16 protein-coding genes are annotated in these 16549 nt (G+C 64.2%); 9 read left to right on the forward strand and 7 right to left on the reverse strand.

The window, feature by feature from the left end; all coding sequences use genetic code 11:
• Positions 1-99 precede the first annotated feature (99 nt).
• Together PIN31009_RS07740 and PIN31009_RS07745 are read left to right on the forward strand one after the other, a co-directional pair.
• Positions 100-1455, forward strand: coding sequence for a dihydroorotase (locus PIN31009_RS07740; RefSeq protein ID WP_150789859.1), 1356 nt, complete (start codon positions 100-102; stop codon positions 1453-1455).
• 20 nt (positions 1456-1475) lie between these two features.
• Positions 1476-2759, forward strand: a complete 1284-nt coding sequence (locus PIN31009_RS07745) for a Zn-dependent hydrolase (RefSeq protein WP_246185549.1) — start codon at positions 1476-1478, stop codon at positions 2757-2759.
• Positions 2760-2784: 25 nt separating this feature from the next.
• Here PIN31009_RS07745 and PIN31009_RS07750 read toward each other — a convergent pair whose 3' ends face one another.
• Genes PIN31009_RS07750 through PIN31009_RS07760 form a run of 3 tightly spaced genes read right to left on the reverse strand, consistent with a single transcriptional unit; the run spans position 2785 to position 5282 of the window.
• Positions 2785-3837 (reverse strand): porin, encoded by a 1053-nt coding sequence (locus PIN31009_RS07750; protein ID WP_150789860.1) that lies wholly within the window; start codon positions 3835-3837, stop codon positions 2785-2787.
• A 60-nt stretch (positions 3838-3897) separates the two neighbouring features.
• Positions 3898-4305 carry a PaaI family thioesterase gene (locus tag PIN31009_RS07755; RefSeq protein WP_150789861.1) on the reverse strand — a complete coding sequence of 136 codons (408 nt, stop codon included), beginning with the start codon at positions 4303-4305 and terminating at the stop codon, positions 3898-3900.
• Positions 4302-5282 carry a hydroxymethylglutaryl-CoA lyase gene (locus PIN31009_RS07760; RefSeq protein ID WP_246185550.1) on the reverse strand — a complete coding sequence of 327 codons (981 nt, stop codon included), beginning with the start codon at positions 5280-5282 and terminating at the stop codon, positions 4302-4304. The genes PIN31009_RS07755 and PIN31009_RS07760 overlap by 4 nt, the downstream gene beginning before the upstream one ends.
• Before the next feature lie 206 nt (positions 5283-5488).
• Here PIN31009_RS07760 and PIN31009_RS07765 point away from each other — a divergent pair, with 206 nt between their 5' ends.
• From PIN31009_RS07765 to PIN31009_RS07795, 7 genes are all read left to right on the forward strand, one after another.
• Positions 5489-6253: an enoyl-CoA hydratase/isomerase family protein gene (locus tag PIN31009_RS07765; RefSeq protein ID WP_150789862.1), complete on the forward strand. Its 765-nt coding sequence runs from the start codon at positions 5489-5491 to the stop codon at positions 6251-6253.
• Complete coding sequence (locus PIN31009_RS07770; RefSeq protein ID WP_246185551.1) at positions 6250-7443, forward strand: CaiB/BaiF CoA transferase family protein; 1194 nt, start codon at positions 6250-6252, stop codon at positions 7441-7443. The genes PIN31009_RS07765 and PIN31009_RS07770 overlap by 4 nt, the downstream gene beginning before the upstream one ends.
• Before the next feature lie 51 nt (positions 7444-7494).
• Positions 7495-8280, forward strand: coding sequence for an enoyl-CoA hydratase/isomerase family protein (locus PIN31009_RS07775; RefSeq protein ID WP_150789863.1), 786 nt, complete (start codon positions 7495-7497; stop codon positions 8278-8280).
• A complete protein-coding gene (locus tag PIN31009_RS07780) occupies positions 8273-9952 on the forward strand; it encodes an AMP-binding protein (RefSeq protein ID WP_150789864.1) in 1680 nt (559 codons plus the stop codon). Before PIN31009_RS07775 ends, PIN31009_RS07780 begins: the two co-directional genes overlap by 8 nt.
• 48 nt (positions 9953-10000) lie before the next feature.
• Positions 10001-11392: an MFS transporter gene (locus tag PIN31009_RS07785; protein WP_150789865.1), complete on the forward strand. Its 1392-nt coding sequence runs from the start codon at positions 10001-10003 to the stop codon at positions 11390-11392.
• A gap of 111 nt (positions 11393-11503) precedes the next feature.
• On the forward strand, positions 11504-12025 hold the full coding sequence (locus PIN31009_RS07790; RefSeq protein ID WP_174997032.1) for a MarR family winged helix-turn-helix transcriptional regulator: 522 nt from the start codon (positions 11504-11506) through the stop codon (positions 12023-12025).
• Between the two features lie 104 nt (positions 12026-12129).
• Positions 12130-13074, forward strand: a complete 945-nt coding sequence (locus PIN31009_RS07795; RefSeq protein ID WP_150789867.1) for an NAD(P)H-dependent flavin oxidoreductase — start codon at positions 12130-12132, stop codon at positions 13072-13074.
• Positions 13075-13084: 10 nt separating this feature from the next.
• On the opposite strand, the gene PIN31009_RS07800 is transcribed toward PIN31009_RS07795, so the two are convergent.
• Genes PIN31009_RS07800 through PIN31009_RS07815 form a run of 4 tightly spaced genes read right to left on the reverse strand, consistent with a single transcriptional unit; the run spans position 13085 to position 16466 of the window.
• Entirely contained in the window at positions 13085-13831 is a 747-nt protein-coding gene (locus PIN31009_RS07800; RefSeq protein ID WP_150789868.1) for an ABC transporter permease, read from the reverse strand.
• Between the two features lie 15 nt (positions 13832-13846).
• Positions 13847-14599, reverse strand: coding sequence for an ABC transporter permease (locus tag PIN31009_RS07805; RefSeq protein WP_150789869.1), 753 nt, complete (start codon positions 14597-14599; stop codon positions 13847-13849).
• Entirely contained in the window at positions 14596-15483 is an 888-nt protein-coding gene (locus tag PIN31009_RS07810) for an ABC transporter ATP-binding protein (protein ID WP_217426771.1), read from the reverse strand. The genes PIN31009_RS07805 and PIN31009_RS07810 overlap by 4 nt, the downstream gene beginning before the upstream one ends.
• Positions 15480-16466: an ABC transporter substrate-binding protein gene (locus PIN31009_RS07815; RefSeq protein WP_246185552.1), complete on the reverse strand. Its 987-nt coding sequence runs from the start codon at positions 16464-16466 to the stop codon at positions 15480-15482. Before PIN31009_RS07815 ends, PIN31009_RS07810 begins: the two co-directional genes overlap by 4 nt.
• Positions 16467-16549: the final 83 nt, after the last annotated feature.

Genomic DNA, 16549 nt, shown 5'->3' on the forward strand with positions numbered 1-16549 from the left:
TGTTAATTGGTGCGCATATTTAAGCATAAGACGTTTGGCCGAACCACTCATTACACTGGCGCATAACTTTTCAACACGCTGGAATAACGCGGACAAACGATGAGCGATTTTGATTGGGTGATGCGCGGCAATCTGGTCGATGCCGACGCAATCGTGGTGGACGGCTGGCTTGCAGTGCGCGATGGCAAGATCGCCGCACGCGGCCAAGGCACGGCACCGTCGGCAAAGGAAGTGATCGATGCGCGCGGGCAGTGGGTGATGCCGGGCGTGGTCGACGGCCAAGTGCATTCGGGCAGTCAGCGCGATCAGGAAGGGCTCGGTATGGCCTCGCGCGCGGCGGCGGCCGGCGGCGTGACGGTGATGGTCGACATGCCCTACGACGATCCGGAACCGGTGGCCTCGCGTGCGCAACTCGACGCCAAGATTGCGGAAGTGGAGCGCGATTGCCATGTGGATGTGGCGCTGTTCGGCACGCTCAACGACACGCATGGTCTCGATGCGGCGGTCGGGCTGATCGAAGGCGGTGTGTGCGCGTTCAAGTTCTCGACGTTCGAAGCGACGCCGGGGCGGTTTCCGCGTGTCGAGGAAGACATGTTGTATGAAGCGTTCCGTCGCATTGCCCCGTCGGGGATCGTGTGCGGCGTGCACAACCAGATGCAGGACCTCACGCGCAAGAACGTCGCGCGCCTGATCGAGGCGGGCGATACCGGCTGGGATGCCTTCCTGCGTGCCCATCCGCCGCTGATCGAGAACCTCGCGACGGCATTGATCTACGAGATCGGCGCCGAGACGGGAGCGCGTGCGCACGCGGTGCACGTGTCGACCTCGCGCGGTTTTGAGATCTGCAACATGTATCGCCGTGCCGGTCATCAGGCGAGCATCGAGACGTGCGTGCAGTACCTGATGCTCAATCACGAAGAACACACGCGTCGCTTCGGCGCGAAGACCAAGCACTATCCGCCCATTCGCCCGAAGGCCGAAGTCGACCTGCTTTGGACGCATATCGCTGCGGGCGAATGCACGTTCGTGTCGTCCGATCACGTGAGCTGGGGGCTTGAGCGCAAGGAGAATCCCAACGTGTTTCGCAATTCGTCGGGCGGCCCGGGGCTGGAAACGTTGTTGCCCGCGTTCTGGACCGGCTGCGAAGAACACGGCATTTCGCCCACGATGGTCGTCAAGCAGCTGTGCCGCAACCCGGCGCAACACTTCCTGCTCGATGACCGCAAAGGCACGTTCAACGTAGGGGCCGACGCCGATGTCGTGATCCTTCGTCCGGAACGCTACGCCTACGACCCGTCGACGAGCCTGTCGGCCGTGCGCTGGAGTTCGTTCGAAGACCGCGAGTTCACCGTGCGTGTAACGGGGACGTGGTGCCGTGGGCAGCAGGTGTTCGACGGGAAAGGCATTGTCAATCAGCAGGGCGACGGGCAGTTCCTGCGTCCGCGCCTGCGTTGAACGGCGGGGAAAAAGAAACTATGTCGACAATGAATCAGGACGCCATCGTCCCTATGCCGCCGCTCAATGCAAAGCGACTCTGGGACCGCGTGGAAACGCTCGCCAAGTTCACGCGCCCGGATGTGCCGTGGACGCGCCGCGCATTTTCGCCGCTGTTTCTCGAAGCGCGCGCGTGGCTGCGTGGCGAGATGGAAGCGGCCGGTCTTCACGCGCATCAGGACGAAGGGGGCAATCTGATCGGGCGCATGCCCGGTCGCGATGCCTCGAAGGCGCCGTTGGTCACCGGCTCGCATTGCGACACGGTGGTGGGCGGAGGGCGCTTCGACGGCATCATCGGCGTGCTGGCGGGTATTGAAGTTGCCCATACGCTCAAGGAGCAAGGCATCACGCTGGCGCACCCGTTCGAGGTGATCGACTTCCTTTCGGAAGAGCCGAGCGATTACGGGATCTCCTGCGTGGGCAGCCGTGCGCTCTCGGGCGTGCTGTCTGCCGAGATGCTCGCCGCGCGCAATGCCGAGGGCGAGACGCTGGCTGATGGCATGCGCCGCGTGGGCGGTGACCCTGACCGGCTATCGCAGCCGCTGCGCCGTGCGGGCGAGACGGCCGCGTTCGTGGAGTTGCATATCGAACAGGGGCCGGTGCTGGAATCGCGCGGGTTGCCGATTGGTGTGGTGACGAACATCGTCGGCATTCGCCGCGTGCAACTCGTCGTGCATGGCCGACCGGATCATGCGGGCACGACCCCGATGGATATTCGTTGCGATGCACTCGTCGGGGCCGCACGCATCATCGACGCTGCCCATCGACTGGCGAGCGAGTTGAGCGGCAATCCGCATTACGTGGTGGCCACCGTGGGCCGCATCGCCATGACGCCGAACGTGCCCAACGCGGTGCCGGGGAGTGTCGAACTGGTGCTCGAGGTGCGCAGCGACAACGACGACGTACTGGCCGGGTTCCCTGAGCAGGTGCTCGAAACGGTGGCGGCGGATCTCGTCGCGCTGCGTGTGAAGTGCACCAGCACGCCGTTGAGCCGCTCGAAGCCGACCGACTGCATGCCGGTGGTCATGGACGCGGTGGAGCGCGCCTCGCAGCGTCTGGGCTACCCGTCGATGCGCCTGCCGAGCGGTGCCGGTCATGACGCCGTCTACGTGGCGCCGACCGGCCCGATCGGCATGATCTTCATCCCGTGCCTGAACGGCCGCAGTCACTGCCCGGAGGAATGGATCGAACCCGAGCAGTTGCTCGACGGGACACGCGTGCTGTTCCAGACGATTCGCGAGCTGGACGAAACACTCGCCGCCTAGCGGTCCCGTCGTATTCCTTCACCCGTCAGAACGTATGACGAATGCCGAGCGAGACGCCTACCTTGCTGCCGTAGGTGCCTTGCGAGGCAATGAGCGTGTACCGGCCGCTGATGTTGTTGCGGTCGACTTCCAGATACACGTCGGTGCGTTTGCTCAACTGATAATCCGCCATGCCGTAGACGGCAGTGCGCTTGCCGCCCGGCTGCGCCTGCCAGTCGACGAAGCCGCCCACGCCCAGCGTGAGCGCAGGGATGGGGTTATAGCTCAGGCCGAGCAGCATCACGTCGTTGCGCGTTTCCACTTCACTCAACAGGCTGTGCAAATAGCCTGCCGTCGCTCGCCACTGGCCGAACGCGGCACCGGTCGAAAAACCGTACGTGTTGCGTGACTGCGTGCCGTCGGCCGAGGTCAGGCGCTGGTAGAGCAGCGTGCCGTTGACGCTGCCCGCGGTATAGCCGGCCGTCACGCCCACGCCGGAATTCGCATGCCCGTTGCCGGCCGCGTTGCCGAACGTGTAAGCCGTGCCCAGCGAAAAACCACCTGCATCCAGTGTGTACTTCACCGTGTTGTCGAGCCGGCTGCCGACGTAGTTGCTCGCCACGATCAACGTGTCGAGATTCGGGTTGTTGAAGATCTGTGCAGCGCCCATGGCCTGATAGCCCACGCTGTACTGCCGTCCGATCGACAGCGCGCCGTAGCTGCCGCGCAAACCGACGAACGCTTGCCGCCCGAACATCCGGCCGGCGCCGTTCGATGAGTCCTGCCCGAAGCCGGCGGCCTTGGTGCCTTGCAACGACGTTCCGTCGCCGAGATTGAAGCCGCTCTCCAGCACGAAGAACGATTCGAGATCCGGGGCGATCTGCTCCGTGCCCTTGATGCCGAAACGAGATCCCGTGAACGAGCCCTGCGCGACACCGAACTGGCGTGAGGCGCTGGCGTTGGCATTCGTCTCGTAGCGAACGGCATTGTCGATCAGGCCGTAAAGCGTGACATCGGCGTGCGCGCTGACAGGGGCGAGCATCAGGGGTGACAGGCAGGCCGCGGCGTACGCGAGGCGGCGTCGTGTTGCGAAAGGCATGAAGGGTGTCTCCGGAATGTTTTAGTTGTGTGGCGTATTGCGATGCGGGTCAGGCGGGGGCTACTTCGGTGTTGCGGTACGAACCGCAACGGCAAAAACGGCGCTGGCCGTGGCAAGCCACTGACCGTCGTCGTCAAGTACCTGCGCCTCGCAAAAGGCGAGCGTGCGGCCACTGCGCCGCACCTGCGCGTGCGCCGTGATGCGCCCGCGAGCGGGGCGAAGGTAGTTGATCGTCAGGTTCGCGGTGCCAAGGTTGTCGACCGCACCGCTCGCCCGGGTGGCCATGCCCATCGCGGTGTCGAGCAGCGTGGCGATCAGACCGCCGTGGGCGTTGCCATGGCGATTGGTGTGTCGCGGGAGGACGTCGCAAGTCAGAACGACGCGACCGTCGTCCGCCTCGACCAACGTAAAGCCCTGATCGAGGCAGAACTGCGACTCGATGCGCAGCGTAGCGGCGGGCAGTGTCATTGCGCAGCGGCGACGGAAAGCAGTGGGTTGAGACCGGTGCGCGCCACGCGGCTGGCGAGTTGCCGGCCAAGCGCTGTCTCGCAGGCTTGCGAGGCGGCCATCATCGCGTGCAGATCGATACCGGTTGCCACGCCCATGGTTTCGAGCACGTTGACGAAGTCTTCCGTGCAGACGTTGCCGGTGACGCCGCCCCCGTATTGCACCTTCGCGGGGTGGCCGCCGACACCGCCGAACGCTACGTCGAAATGCGTTACCCCGGCCTCGAGCGCCGCGAGGTAATTGACGATGCCCGTGCCGCGCGTGTCGTGGAAGTGGGCAATCGCGTGCACGTCGGGGAAGGCCGCAAGCATCTGCGCGAACAGCGCTTTCGTCGACGCCTGCGTCGCCACACCGATCGTGTCGCCCAGCGTGACGTACTTCACCCCGAGTGCCGCAAAGCGCTCGACGTCTTCCATCACGCGCGCCGGATCGATGGCCCCTTCGAACGGGCAGCCGAAGGCGACCGAGATCGTGCCCACCATCCGGAACTGGCCGCGCGCAGCGGCAGCCATCTCGGCGACGCGCTGCCACTGGTCGGCACGCGACTGCTTCAGGTTGCGCTCGGAATGCGCATCGCTGGCAGAGACCAGCAGACTGATTTCGTTCACGCCGAAGCCAGCGTCGAGATCGGTCAATGCGCGTTCGACGGCGCGCGTGTTGGCGCACGTCGCCTTGTAGTGCACCCCATCCACACGCGGCAACTGCGCGAGCAGCGCGCTGGCGTCGGCAAACTGCGGGACGACCGCCGGGTTGGAGTAGGACGTGGCTTCCACGCGGCGAAAGCCGGCCTTCGCAAACTGATCGATCAACGCACGCTTCGTTTCGGTCGCAACGAATTCGCTCTCATGTTGCAGGCCGTCTCGGGCAAAGCATTCGCACAGGGTGATGTCGGACATGGTCTCGCTGGCGCGATGCGCCAATTCGGGTTCTGATGGCACGCATGAAATCACCTAATGTGATGCAATGTCAAATAATTTATAAATCGGTTGGCGGTGTTGGGTTGTTTGTTCGTTTTGTTTTATGGCGTTGTTTGGCGATTCAAGATCGTCGGTTGATTATTTTGTTTGACTAAGTCACGTTTAGTGGATTAGGCTGGACGCCATACCTGAATGACCTTCTGTCGATGAACCCGATGTCCCGATCCATGACCCTTCCCGAATCGTTGCTAGTAGAAGATCGCGGCGCCGTGCGCGTGATCACCATGAACCGTCCCGACAAGCGCAACGCGCTGAATAACGAACTCACGCAGGGTTTGCTCGATGCGTTGCGAGACGCCGACCAGAACCCCGCAGTGGGTGCGATCGTGCTCGCCGGTGCCGGGCAGAGCTTCTGCGCGGGGGCCGACGTCAAGGAATTCGGTGGCTTCGTGGCGGGCGGTACCGATGCCGACGCCGCGCAGTCGGCGCTCAAGCGTGCTCACCTGACGACCTCGTTGCACCGCGCGTTCACCGAAATCGGCACGCCGGTCGTCGGCGCAGCGCAGGGATATGCCATGGGTGGCGGTGCGGGGCTGGCGCTGGCGTGCGACCTGTTGGTTGTCGGCGAGAGCCTCAAGCTCGGTTATCCGGAACTGAAGCACGGCATCGTGGCGGCCATCGTGATGGCCAATCTGGTGCGGCAGGTGGGGCGCAAGACGGCCTTCGAGCTGGTGTCGACTGGCGATACGGTCGATGCGTCGCGTGCGATCGCGCTCGGCATTGCCAATCGTGTCAGCCCCGATGCCACGCTGGTGGACGACGCGGTGGCGCTCGCCGCGCGACTCGCCAATTACGACCCGGTCGCAATGACCGCGACTAAGCGCCTGTTCCATCGCGTGGTCGACTTGCCGCTTACGCAGGCGTTTGACGTCTCGCTCGACACGAACATGATGATGCGCAGCTTCCGCAAGCCGGCGCCGAAGCAGTCATGAGCGGCCGGATGAAACCGCTCGCGGGCGTCACCATTCTCGAACTGGCGCGCGTGCTGGCCTGCCCGTTCGCCGACATGATTCTGGCGGAGCTCGGGGCCACGGTCATCAAGATCGAACAGCCGGGTAGCGGCGACGAGACGCGAACCTTCGAGCCGAAAGTCGGCGACGAGTCGGCGTACTACTTCGCCTGCAATCGCAGCAAGCAATCGGTCACGGCCAATATGAAGACCGAGGCGGGACGCCAGATCATCCGCGATCTCGCTGCGCGTGCCGACATCGTGCTCGAGAACTTTCCCGTGGGCACGCTGGCGCGCTATGGCCTCGATCAGGCAACGCTGCGCGCCGCACATCCCAAACTGATCTACGTCTCGTGTACCGGCTTCGGGCAAACCGGCCCGTACGCGAAGCGCAAGGGTTACGACACCGTCTTTCAGGCGATGGGCGGGCTGATGAGCCTGACGGGCGAGCGCGGTGGCGGCCCGGTCAAGCCGGGGCTGCCGATTGCCGATCTGTCGTCGGGTTTGTGGATCGCGATTGCGATTCTGAGTGCGTTGCAAGGCCGCACACAGACGGGCACCGGCTGTCACGTCGATTTCTCGATGCTCGACGGTCAGGTGAGTCTGCTCACGCTGGCTGCCGGTCGCTACTTCGCGCTGGGCGAAGTGCCGCCGCGTCTGGGGACCGAGCACCCGGGACGTGTGCCGTCGGCAACGTTCGCGTGCAGCGATGGGGCTTACGTGCATATCACTTGCAGCGATCAGCACTGGCTGCCGTTGTGCGAACTGCTCGGGTTGGACGAACTGGGTGCCGATGCGACGCTGGCGACCAATGCGGGTCGCGTCGAGCATCGCGAACGCGTCATGGCGGCGCTGAGTGAGGTCATCGCAGGGCGAGCACGCCGCGAACTGTGCGATGCCTGCGACGCCGCCGGTGTGCCCGCTGGCCCGATTCAGCATGTCGACGAGGTGCTGGCCGACCCGCACGTGCTGGCGCGCGGCATGGTGGGCGAGTTCGATCACCCGACCGTGGGCAAATTCGGCGCGCTGCCGGTGCCCTTCAAATTCGATGGATTTGCCGATCCGGAAGTCGGCCGCCCGCCGCTGCTGGGGGAGCACACCGAGCCGGTGCTCGCCGGACTTGGCTACACATCCGAGCAAATCGCGGGACTGCGCCGTGACGGCGCGATCTGAATTCGCCATTTCGTTTGACTATCGCCACGCGCGAACAGGGATGCAAGACGTATGAAAGTTTGGGAGACATTGCAGGTCGAGCGCAGCGACGCTGTTGTCGAGATCGTGCTTAACCGGCCGCAGCAGCGCAACGCGCTCAATGCCGCCATGTGCGACGAGTTGCGCGCGTGCGTGCAGGCGCTGCGCGACGATGCCACGGTGCACTGCGTGATCGTGCGCGCTAACGGACCGGTGTTCTGCGCGGGCGCCGATTTGAAAGAACGTCAGGGGATGGGGCCGGACGAGGTGCGCGCGCGCCGCGTCAAGGCGTTTGCAGCCTATGACGCCATCGAGCAGATCGGCAAGCCGTGCATCGCACTGGTGGAGGGCCCGGCCATCGGCTCGGGTGGCGAGATCGCCATGGCCTGCGACTTCATCGTCGCGACCGAGGCCGCCGCATTCCGCACCCCCGAGGCGCTGTGGGGCACGGTGGGCGCGACGCAGCGCATGCCGCGTGCCGTGGGCAAGCGTCTCGCCAAGGACATGGCATTCACCGGGCGCACGCTCGGCGCGCAAGAGGCGCGCGAAGCTGGTCTGGTGGCACGCGTGGTGCCGGCCGACGAGGCGCTTGAGTGCGTGCGCGGCATGGCGCAAGCGATTGCCGGGGCGCCGCCGTTGGCCATGCATCTGACCAAAGATTGCATCGACCGGGGTGTCGAGACGGACGCGGCCGGCGCGCTGGCCATCGAACTGCTGGCGATCGACACGCTGCTGCAAAGCCCGGACTGGGGCAAGAAAATTGCGAGCTTCGGCAGCGTCGATGGCGGTGGTGAAAAGACGGGAGGCCGCCATGCATGAACCCCAAAGCGGCGCAGGGCATGAGGTTTATGCGCGCCAGTTCGGATTGGAAGGGCCGGTGACGTTGCCGAACGTGCTTGCCGACCGGGCACGTCTGACCCCCACGGCTGAGGCGCTGGTCATCGATGGCGAGCGCATCGATTACCGCACGCTCGCGCAACGTGTGGCGCAGGCGGCTGCGCGCATGGTCGGGCTGGGCATCGGCCACGGCGAGCACGTGGGCATTCTGATGGGCAACTCGGTGGATTGGGTGGTGCTGTTCTACGCGGCGGCGTCGATTGGCGCGGTCGCGGTGCCCGTCAATACGCGCTTCAAGTCCGACGAGCTGAATTACTGCCTGAATCAGGGCGATGTGCGCGTGCTGTTCTACGTCGACACGTTCCTGAATATCGATTACACGCAACTGCTGCGCGGTGTAGAGCCCGCCTTCGACAGCCAGTTGCCGGGCAATGTGCTGCCGTTGTTGCGCCGCGCCGTGATGGTCGGCGCAGGTAAGGGCAGTGCGCGTGAACTGCCTGCCGGTGTCGAGCATTTCGACGCGCTGCCCGATACGCCGTCGCTGCGTGCCGAAGCCGCGCGCCGCGCCGCAGCGGTGGCGCCTGACGACGTCTTGCTGATTCAGTACACCTCGGGCACCACGTCGTTCCCGAAGGGGGTGCTGCTGCGCCATCGCAACATGCTGATGAATGCCGCCGCATCGGCCCTGCGGATCGGTGTGCAGCCCGACGACCGGTATTTCAGCGTGCGCCCGTTCTTCCACGTAGCGGGCACCACGATGTCGCTGCTGGTCTCGCTTGTGACCGGGGCCTGTCTGCTGTCGGTGCCGTCGTTCGATGTGGCGCGCGTGCTGACCATTCTCGATGAGGAGCGTTGCACGCTCACGTCGGGCAACGACACGATTTTCCTGATGATGATGGGGCACCCCGAATTCCGGCGCGAGCGCATTCATCTGCGCGGCGGCTGGGCGGCGGCAGGCCCTGAAATCATGCAGAAGATTCACGACGTGATGGGCGTGCCGTACATGGTCGGCGCCTACGGACAGTCGGAAGCCTCGCCCAACGTGGTGCTCAACGACTGGCGCGATCCGCTGGCGCTGCGCGTCGGCGGCTGGGCGAGCCCGCATCCGGGTGTCGAGATCCGCACGGTGTCGGCGGAAACCGGCGAGGTCACCGCTGCCAACGCGCCGGGCGAGATTCAGGTGCGCGGTTGGGGCGTGATGAAGGGCTACTACAACAAGCCTAAGGAGACCGCGCAGGCGCTGGGCGACGACGGCTGGTTGCGCACGGGCGATCTCGGCGTCATCGACGACGAAGGGCGTCTGCGCATGATCGGGCGGCTCAAGGACGTGTTCCGTGTCGGGGGTGAGAACGTCGCGCCGGCCGAAGTGGAAGAGACGCTGTTCACGCATCCCGCCGTGCAACTCGCGCAAGTGGTCGGCGTGCCCGACGCGCGGCTCGGCGAAGTGCCTGCGGCGTTCGTTGTGCTGCGCCCGGGCGCAGAGGTCACGAGCGAGGCGCTGATCGAATGGTGCAAGTCGCGCGCCGCCAATTTCAAGGTACCCCGTTACCTGCGCCTCGTCGATTCGTTCGACGGCATCGGCATGACGGGAAGCTCGAAAGTGCAGAAAAACAAACTGCGCGAGTACGCCATACGGGAGTTCGGTTTGTCCTGATGCCAGAGAGCATCTGAACCGGCTCATCAAAACAATACTGGAGGAGACATGACTTCACCTACGACGACGGCTTCACAGCCGTTCGCCGCCGCGGCGCACGCCGCCGTGCCGGACATACAGGGTGTGGAGGAGGCGACGTATCGCAAGATCGCGTGGCGCATTCTGCCGTTGCTGTTCGTTTGCTACATCATCAACTACATCGACCGCGCCAATATCGGCATCGCGCAGATTCAGTTCAAAGCGGATCTGCATTTCAGCGATCTGGTCTACGGCATCGGCGCCGGGCTGTTTTTTGTCGGCTTCCTGCTGTTCGAGGTGCCGAGTAATCTGATGCTCGCCCGTATGGGCGCCCGCAAGACGCTGTTGCGCATCATGACGCTGTGGGGCGCGGTCTCGTGCGCGATGATGTTCGTGCGCACGCCCATGGAGTTCTACGTTGCGCGCATGCTGCTTGGTGCGGCCGAGGCGGGCTTCTTCCCCGGCCTGATTCTGTATCTGAGCTACTGGTTTCCGGCGGAGCGCCGGGCGCGCGTGACGGCCTTGTCGTTCGTTGCCATTCCGATTGCCACGATGATCGGCGCGCCGACCTCGGGCTGGATCATGCGCCAGTTTCACGAAGTACACGGTCTCGCTGGCTGGCAGTGGATGTTTCTGCTCGAAGGGTTGCCGGCCATTGTGCTGGGTATCGTGGTGTTCTTCAGTCTGGAAGACCGCCCGGAATCGGCCAAATGGCTCACGGCCGATGAGAAGGCGAGACTCACACAGGCATTGAGCGTGGAGCGTGCGCAGAAAGCAGGGAAGGCCGCGCACGGCCACGGCAAGGGCGGCACGCTGGCAGCACTCGCCGACTGGCGGGTCTATGTGGCGGGGCTCGTCTCGTTCTGCGCGTATGTGCTGGCCAGCACCATTGCGTTCTTTGCGCCGGTGGTGATTCAGGCCACTGGCGTGCGCGATACCTTCCACGTCGGGCTGCTGTCGGCACTGCCACCGGTCGTCGGTATCGTCGCGATGCTGATCGTGAGCCGTCATTCCGACCGCCATCGCGAGCGTCGCTGGCACGCGGCGTTGCCGTTGATGTGCGCAGCAATCAGCCTGATGGTCATGCCTTATATGTCGCACAACCTCGTGCTGGCGGTGTTGTTGCTGGCGATTGCCACGGCGGGGCATTTGTCGAGCCTGTCGGTGTTCTGGACCATTCCGTCGACGTATCTCGCGCCAGCCAGTGCCGCTGCCGGGATTGCCGTGGTGAGCAGCATCGGCGCGCTAGGTGGGCTGGTGGGGCCCAGCGTCATCGGCTATATCAAATCGGTCACGGGCAATCTGGCATTGGGGTTGCAGGTGGCGGGCTGCATCGTGCTCTTCGGTGGCTTCTTGCTGCTGATAGGGATTCCCGCGCGGTTGTTGCCCAAGACTGGCGCGGGCGGTGCAGGCCGCGCGTAACGTGAAATCGAGCGCACCCGTGCCTGCATTCGTGCTCGCACCGGTGCGCGTTTGACCGGGCATTGGCGAGGCGATAGCATGACGCCATCCCAATCCCGGCGCTCCCGTCACATGCCCAAGTCAAACCCCAAGCCTTCGGGCTCACCCGAACCGGTGAGCGCAGCACCTTCCGACTTGCGGCAGCTCACGTCGTTTCAGTTGCGTCAACTGACGAACATCTACACGAAGGGATCGTCGAGCGTCTACGAACGAAACTTCGGTCTGACGTTGAATGAATGGCGCTCCATCGCGCTGCTGCACAGCATCTCCGGCATGTCGCTCAACCGGCTCGCCGAGCAAGCGCAATTCGACCGCGGGTTGATGAGCCGCACCGTCACGACGCTCGAAGCCCGTGGCATTCTTCAGCGCAGCGCCGACAGCTCGGATGCGCGCGGCGTGGTGATCTCGCTCACTGCGCATGGCCGCGATCTCGTCAAACAAGTCTTTCCCGTGGCAGAGGAGCTCAACGATCGCCTGCTGTCGGTGCTCACACGCGCTGAACGGGATGCCTTGCCGAAAATACTTGATAAGCTCACGTATCAAGCGAGGATCATGTTGGATCAAGAGCGAGAAGAGGCGGGTAATGGGGATTGATTAATCAAAATAATCGCCGTAAATTATTTGACTTTGTCTCATATGTCCCTTAGATTGACGAGCATCGTCAACGCGCTGTCGCGCGGCAATTCTTGGGACTCTCCATGCTTCAGACCCGACTCACCCGCCTGCTGAACATTCGCTATCCCATCATTCAGGCCGGGATGAGCTGGGCCTCGTCAAATGCGGCGCTTCCCGCTGCGGTATCGAAGGCCGGTGGTCTCGGGGTGATTGCCGCCGGGCCGATGTACCTCGATGCGTTTCGTGCGACTGTGCGTGAAGTCAAAGCCGCCACCGACGGTGCGTTCGCCGTCAATATTCCGCTCTATCGTCCGCAAGCCGAGCTATTTCTCGACGTGATCGAAGAAGAGGGCGTGCCGGTGGTCATCGCCTCGCAAGGGGGACCGAAAGCACATCTGGCGCGTTTTCACGCGCGTGGCGTGCGATGGATTCACGTGGTTTCGACGATGGCGCATGCGCGCAAGGCAGCGGATGCCGGGGTCGACGCGCTTGTCGTTGTCGGCGCGGAGGCCGGTGGGCATCCCCCCGCCAATGGTGTCAGCACGCTGGTGGCTGTGCGTCGCGCGGTGCAGGCATTCGACCTGCCGATCGTGGCGGGTGGTGGTGTCGCCGATGGATATGGTGTGGCGGCGCTGCTGGCGCTTGGTGCCGATGCCGTGCAGTTGGGAACGCGCTTTCTGGCGACCCGCGAAGCCGGTGTCCACGAGAACTACAAGCGTGCGGTGCTCGATACCGATATCGACGCGACGGCGCTCGTCGGCGTGCGTGGCTTGCCGGTGCGCATGACGCGCAATCGTTTTGCCGAGCGTGTGCTGCAAGCCGACCGTGACGAACCGGACGCCGACGCCTACGACGCCCTGTTCAAATCCAGCTCGCTCAAGCAGGCGGCGCTCGATGGCGACATCGACTGGGGAAAGGTGGAGCTAGGCCAGTCGGCCGGACTCATCGACGATCTGCCCGGTGCGGCCGACGTCATGGCGCGGCTGGTGGAAGAATACGAAGCGGCGGCCCGTCGGATCGCCGGTTGAACGATGGCGTTCAGGTCCCGAGCGCGCGGTAGCGCCGGCTCAATGCCGAGAGCAGCGCATTGCCCGCCAGCGCGAACAGCATCAGAAACAGCGCGACGGCCATGATCGTATCGATATTGCCCAGATTCATCGCGTTCGATAGCTGATGGCCGAGCCCCTTCTGCGAGGCGAACATCTCGCCGATCAGCACACCCAGCAGCGTCAACGAAAACCCCAGTCGCACGCCCGATAGCACTTCGGGCAGCACGGCCGGCAGCACGACGCGCAGGGCAATCTGGCTGCGTGACAGATGCATCGCATGGGCCGCGCGAAAGTACACGGGCTTGATCTGCCGGATGCCGTTCATCGTGAAGATGAGGATCGGGATCAGGCCGTGCATCACCCCGAAGGCCACCTTGGCCGCGAGCCCCAGACCGAAGATCAGCAGCACCAGCGGGTACAACGTCACCTTCGGCAGCGAATACAAATTGACGAGAATCGGCTCGGCCACGTTGCCGGCGAGACGATTCGCCCCCAGTCCCAGCCCTAACGCAATGCCGCCCGCGACGGCGAGCACCAGTGCGTAGAGCAGTGCGAGACCCGTCTCTGCCGCATCGTCCCAGAACGACGCCGTGCCCATCATCTGCCAGAGCCCTTGCACCGTGGCCGAGGGGGAGCTGAGTGCGGCGCCGTTGAGCCAGTGCACCGTCTGCCACGCGCCAATCAAGACGAGCAGGACGGCCAGTGTGCCAAGCGGGTTGGGTTTTTTCGTGTCCATACGAATCGATGCCGATCAGCGGCGGCTGCGCGCCTGAAAGCGCGCATCGACGTGGTTGAGTACGCCATTCACCAACGTCACCGTGACCAGCACCGTGAGCATCAGGGCGTACATGTCGGCATTCTCAAAATTGTTATACGCGTAGCTGATGGCGTAGCCGATGCCCGAGCCCGACAGGATGAACTCGGACGCGATCACGCCAATGAAAGCGTGCGACACCGCGAGGCGCACGCCGCTGAACAGATGGGGCAGGGCCGCTGGAAATTTCACATGCCATACGGCTTGCCAGCGCGAAAGTCGCATCACGCGGGCTGTCTTTGAATACGAGCGGGGGATGCGATCGAGTCCGGTCATCGTCGCCGTAATCATCGAGACCACGGCCAGCAATGAGGCGATGGCGATGATCGGCAACGGGCCGACGCCGAACAGCACGATGAACACGGGATAGAACGCGAACGTCGGCACCGCGTAATAGCTGGCGATCAGCGGCTCCAGCGCGCGGCGTACGCCCGGCAATGTGTGAATGACGAGCCCGGCGGCAAAGCCGAATCCCACGGCGCAAACCGACGCGACGGCGATGCTGGCGAAGCTCGTGAGGATGTCGTGCGTGAAGCGCCCCTCACGCAGCACGTCGATGGCATGCGCCGCCATCGCGCTCGGGGCGATCATGACGGATGCCGGGATGGTGCCGGTACGGCACAGCGCTTCGACAAGCAGTACGAGCCCTACGACGATACCGGCGCGGATGAGACGTTCAGTGCGAATCATGACGATGTATGCGGGTGCTCTCCGTCCTGCATCGCCTTGAGCGACTCGGCGCGCAGCGTCTCCCACAGGCGTGCGGTAATTTCACCGAAACGTGGTGTGGTCACGACGCGGCTATCGCGTTGCGGCGCCCAGCCGGTGTCGATGACGTCGATAAAGCGCCCGGGGCGCGCCGACATGACGCCGACGCGGTCCGACAGCACGGCGGCCTCATCGAGCGCGTGGGTAATCAGCAGCACGGTGGCGGACGTTTCACGCCACAGTCGGAGTAACTCGTCGCCCATGAGCATGCGGGTCTGTTGATCCAACGCGCCGAACGGCTCGTCGAGCAGAATCAGGCGCGGCGCAATGACGAGCGTGCGCGCAATGCACATGCGTTGGCGCATGCCGCCGGAGAGCTGTGCGGGATACGCATTCGCAAAGTCGCGCAACCCCATAAATCCGAGTGCATAGCTGACGCGGCGTGCCACCTCGGCACCGTCGATGCCCGCCATGCGCAGGCCGAAGCCGATGTTCTCGCGCACGGTCAGCCACGGAAACGACGCATCTTCCTGAAACACCACGCCGACACCGTCGGGCACGCCATTCACCGGCTGGCCCTCGAAATGCACGGTCCCGGTGGTCGGTTTTGCCAGCCCGGCAATCAGTTCGAGCAACGTCGATTTGCCGCAGCCGGAAGGCCCCACGACTGAAAAGAACTCGCCCTTTCGCAGCGTCAGATCGATGGGGCCGAGCGCCTGCATCCGCGTCTTTCTGGCCGTTTTTGCGCCGGGGGTGTCGAAGTCTTTCGTCACGCCCTCCAGCACGGCGTGCGGTTCATGGCTGGCGTGCGGTGTCCCGGCACCTTCCACCAGATGCAGATGCGGGCCCGGGTGCTGCGAAGTCATAGCTGGCCCTTCGCGCGAATGTCGGCCGGCAGGAAGCGCGAATCGATCAGCTTCGGCCAGTCGACATCGTCTTTGATTTCGCCGATGAGCTTGAGCCCGCTGGCGACACGATCGAGTTCCGCGCGGTCGAATTGCCCCTGACTCCACATGTGCGAACGCACCATGTTGTCGACGGCCTCTTTCGCAACGTCCGGCGAGAGTTTGAATTGCGCCGCGAGCAGTTTTGCCGCGCCGGCCGGGTTGGCATACGTGGCATCCACCCCGGCACGGCGGCCGGCGATGATCGCGCGCAGCGTATCCGGGTGCGATTGAGCGAACGCGCGCGTGGTGATGCCCACGGAGGTTGTCATCGGCTTGAGCACGTCGCCCGCAAGGTAAAGCGTTCGGTATTGGGATTTGCGCAGGATCGACAGCGGCTCGATTGCGACGGCACCCGCCACTGCACCCTGTTCCAGCATGGTCATGCCGTTGACGTAGCCGCCCGAGGCCACGCGCGTGATCTTCGAGGCGTCGATGCCTTTCTCGCGCAACACCATCAGGAAGAGCATTTCAGACACGCTCTTCGGCGACGTGATGGCTACCTTCTTGCCGACGAGGTCGTTCAGCGAGTGGATGGCGCTGTCCGGCATCGTGACCATCGACGCCTCGGCGACGCTGCGCGTGCCGACGTTCACGATCACGATGTCGAGCCCTTGGCGCGCTGCGGCGAGCGCGGCCGACACGGCAACTTCACCGTAAGGGGTCTTGCTCGCGAGGATGTTGCGCACGGTAGTGCCGCCGCCGCCCGAGCTGAGAATGCCGGTGATGTCGACGCCCGCCTTCTTGAACAGGCCGCCGTCCATGGCCACCGCGTAGGGCAGGCCGTACAGGCTGCTGCCCCATTGGGTGACGGAAATCTCTTCGGCGTGGGCGGCACGCGAAGCCGGCAGAAGGAGGGCGCCCGCCAGTGCAAACGGGTGAGCGAGTTGGAACAGCCTTTTCATCATCTACTCCGGGTCAAGCCAGCCGGCGCATCACTGCGCGCCGGGAAAAAAGTCAAAGACGAGTGCGCCTTGTCGCGCCGGCA

The sequence above is a fragment of the Pandoraea iniqua genome (genome assembly GCF_902459685.1).
In the GTDB taxonomy this organism is placed as follows: domain Bacteria; phylum Pseudomonadota; class Gammaproteobacteria; order Burkholderiales; family Burkholderiaceae; genus Pandoraea; species Pandoraea iniqua.

Bases quoted from the DNA above. Each gene is read 5' to 3' on its own strand.
- PIN31009_RS07790 (WP_174997032.1), top strand. From the start codon at position 11,504: ATGCCCAAGTCAAACCCCAAGCCTTCGGGCTCACCCGAACCGGTGAGC.
- PIN31009_RS07785 (WP_150789865.1), top strand. From the start codon at position 10,001: ATGACTTCACCTACGACGACGGCTTCACAGCCGTTCGCCGCCGCGGCG.
- PIN31009_RS07755 (WP_150789861.1), bottom strand. From the start codon at position 4,305: ATGACACTGCCCGCCGCTACGCTGCGCATCGAGTCGCAGTTCTGCCTC.
- PIN31009_RS07810 (WP_217426771.1), bottom strand. From the start codon at position 15,483: ATGACTTCGCAGCACCCGGGCCCGCATCTGCATCTGGTGGAAGGTGCC.
- PIN31009_RS07815 (WP_246185552.1), bottom strand. From the start codon at position 16,466: ATGAAAAGGCTGTTCCAACTCGCTCACCCGTTTGCACTGGCGGGCGCC.
- PIN31009_RS07780 (WP_150789864.1), top strand. From the start codon at position 8,273: ATGCATGAACCCCAAAGCGGCGCAGGGCATGAGGTTTATGCGCGCCAG.
- PIN31009_RS07745 (WP_246185549.1), top strand. From the start codon at position 1,476: ATGTCGACAATGAATCAGGACGCCATCGTCCCTATGCCGCCGCTCAAT.
- PIN31009_RS07775 (WP_150789863.1), top strand. From the start codon at position 7,495: ATGAAAGTTTGGGAGACATTGCAGGTCGAGCGCAGCGACGCTGTTGTC.
- PIN31009_RS07750 (WP_150789860.1), bottom strand. From the start codon at position 3,837: ATGCCTTTCGCAACACGACGCCGCCTCGCGTACGCCGCGGCCTGCCTG.
- PIN31009_RS07805 (WP_150789869.1), bottom strand. From the start codon at position 14,599: ATGATTCGCACTGAACGTCTCATCCGCGCCGGTATCGTCGTAGGGCTC.
- PIN31009_RS07795 (WP_150789867.1), top strand. From the start codon at position 12,130: ATGCTTCAGACCCGACTCACCCGCCTGCTGAACATTCGCTATCCCATC.
- PIN31009_RS07765 (WP_150789862.1), top strand. From the start codon at position 5,489: ATGACCCTTCCCGAATCGTTGCTAGTAGAAGATCGCGGCGCCGTGCGC.
- PIN31009_RS07740 (WP_150789859.1), top strand. From the start codon at position 100: ATGAGCGATTTTGATTGGGTGATGCGCGGCAATCTGGTCGATGCCGAC.
- PIN31009_RS07800 (WP_150789868.1), bottom strand. From the start codon at position 13,831: ATGGACACGAAAAAACCCAACCCGCTTGGCACACTGGCCGTCCTGCTC.
- PIN31009_RS07770 (WP_246185551.1), top strand. From the start codon at position 6,250: ATGAGCGGCCGGATGAAACCGCTCGCGGGCGTCACCATTCTCGAACTG.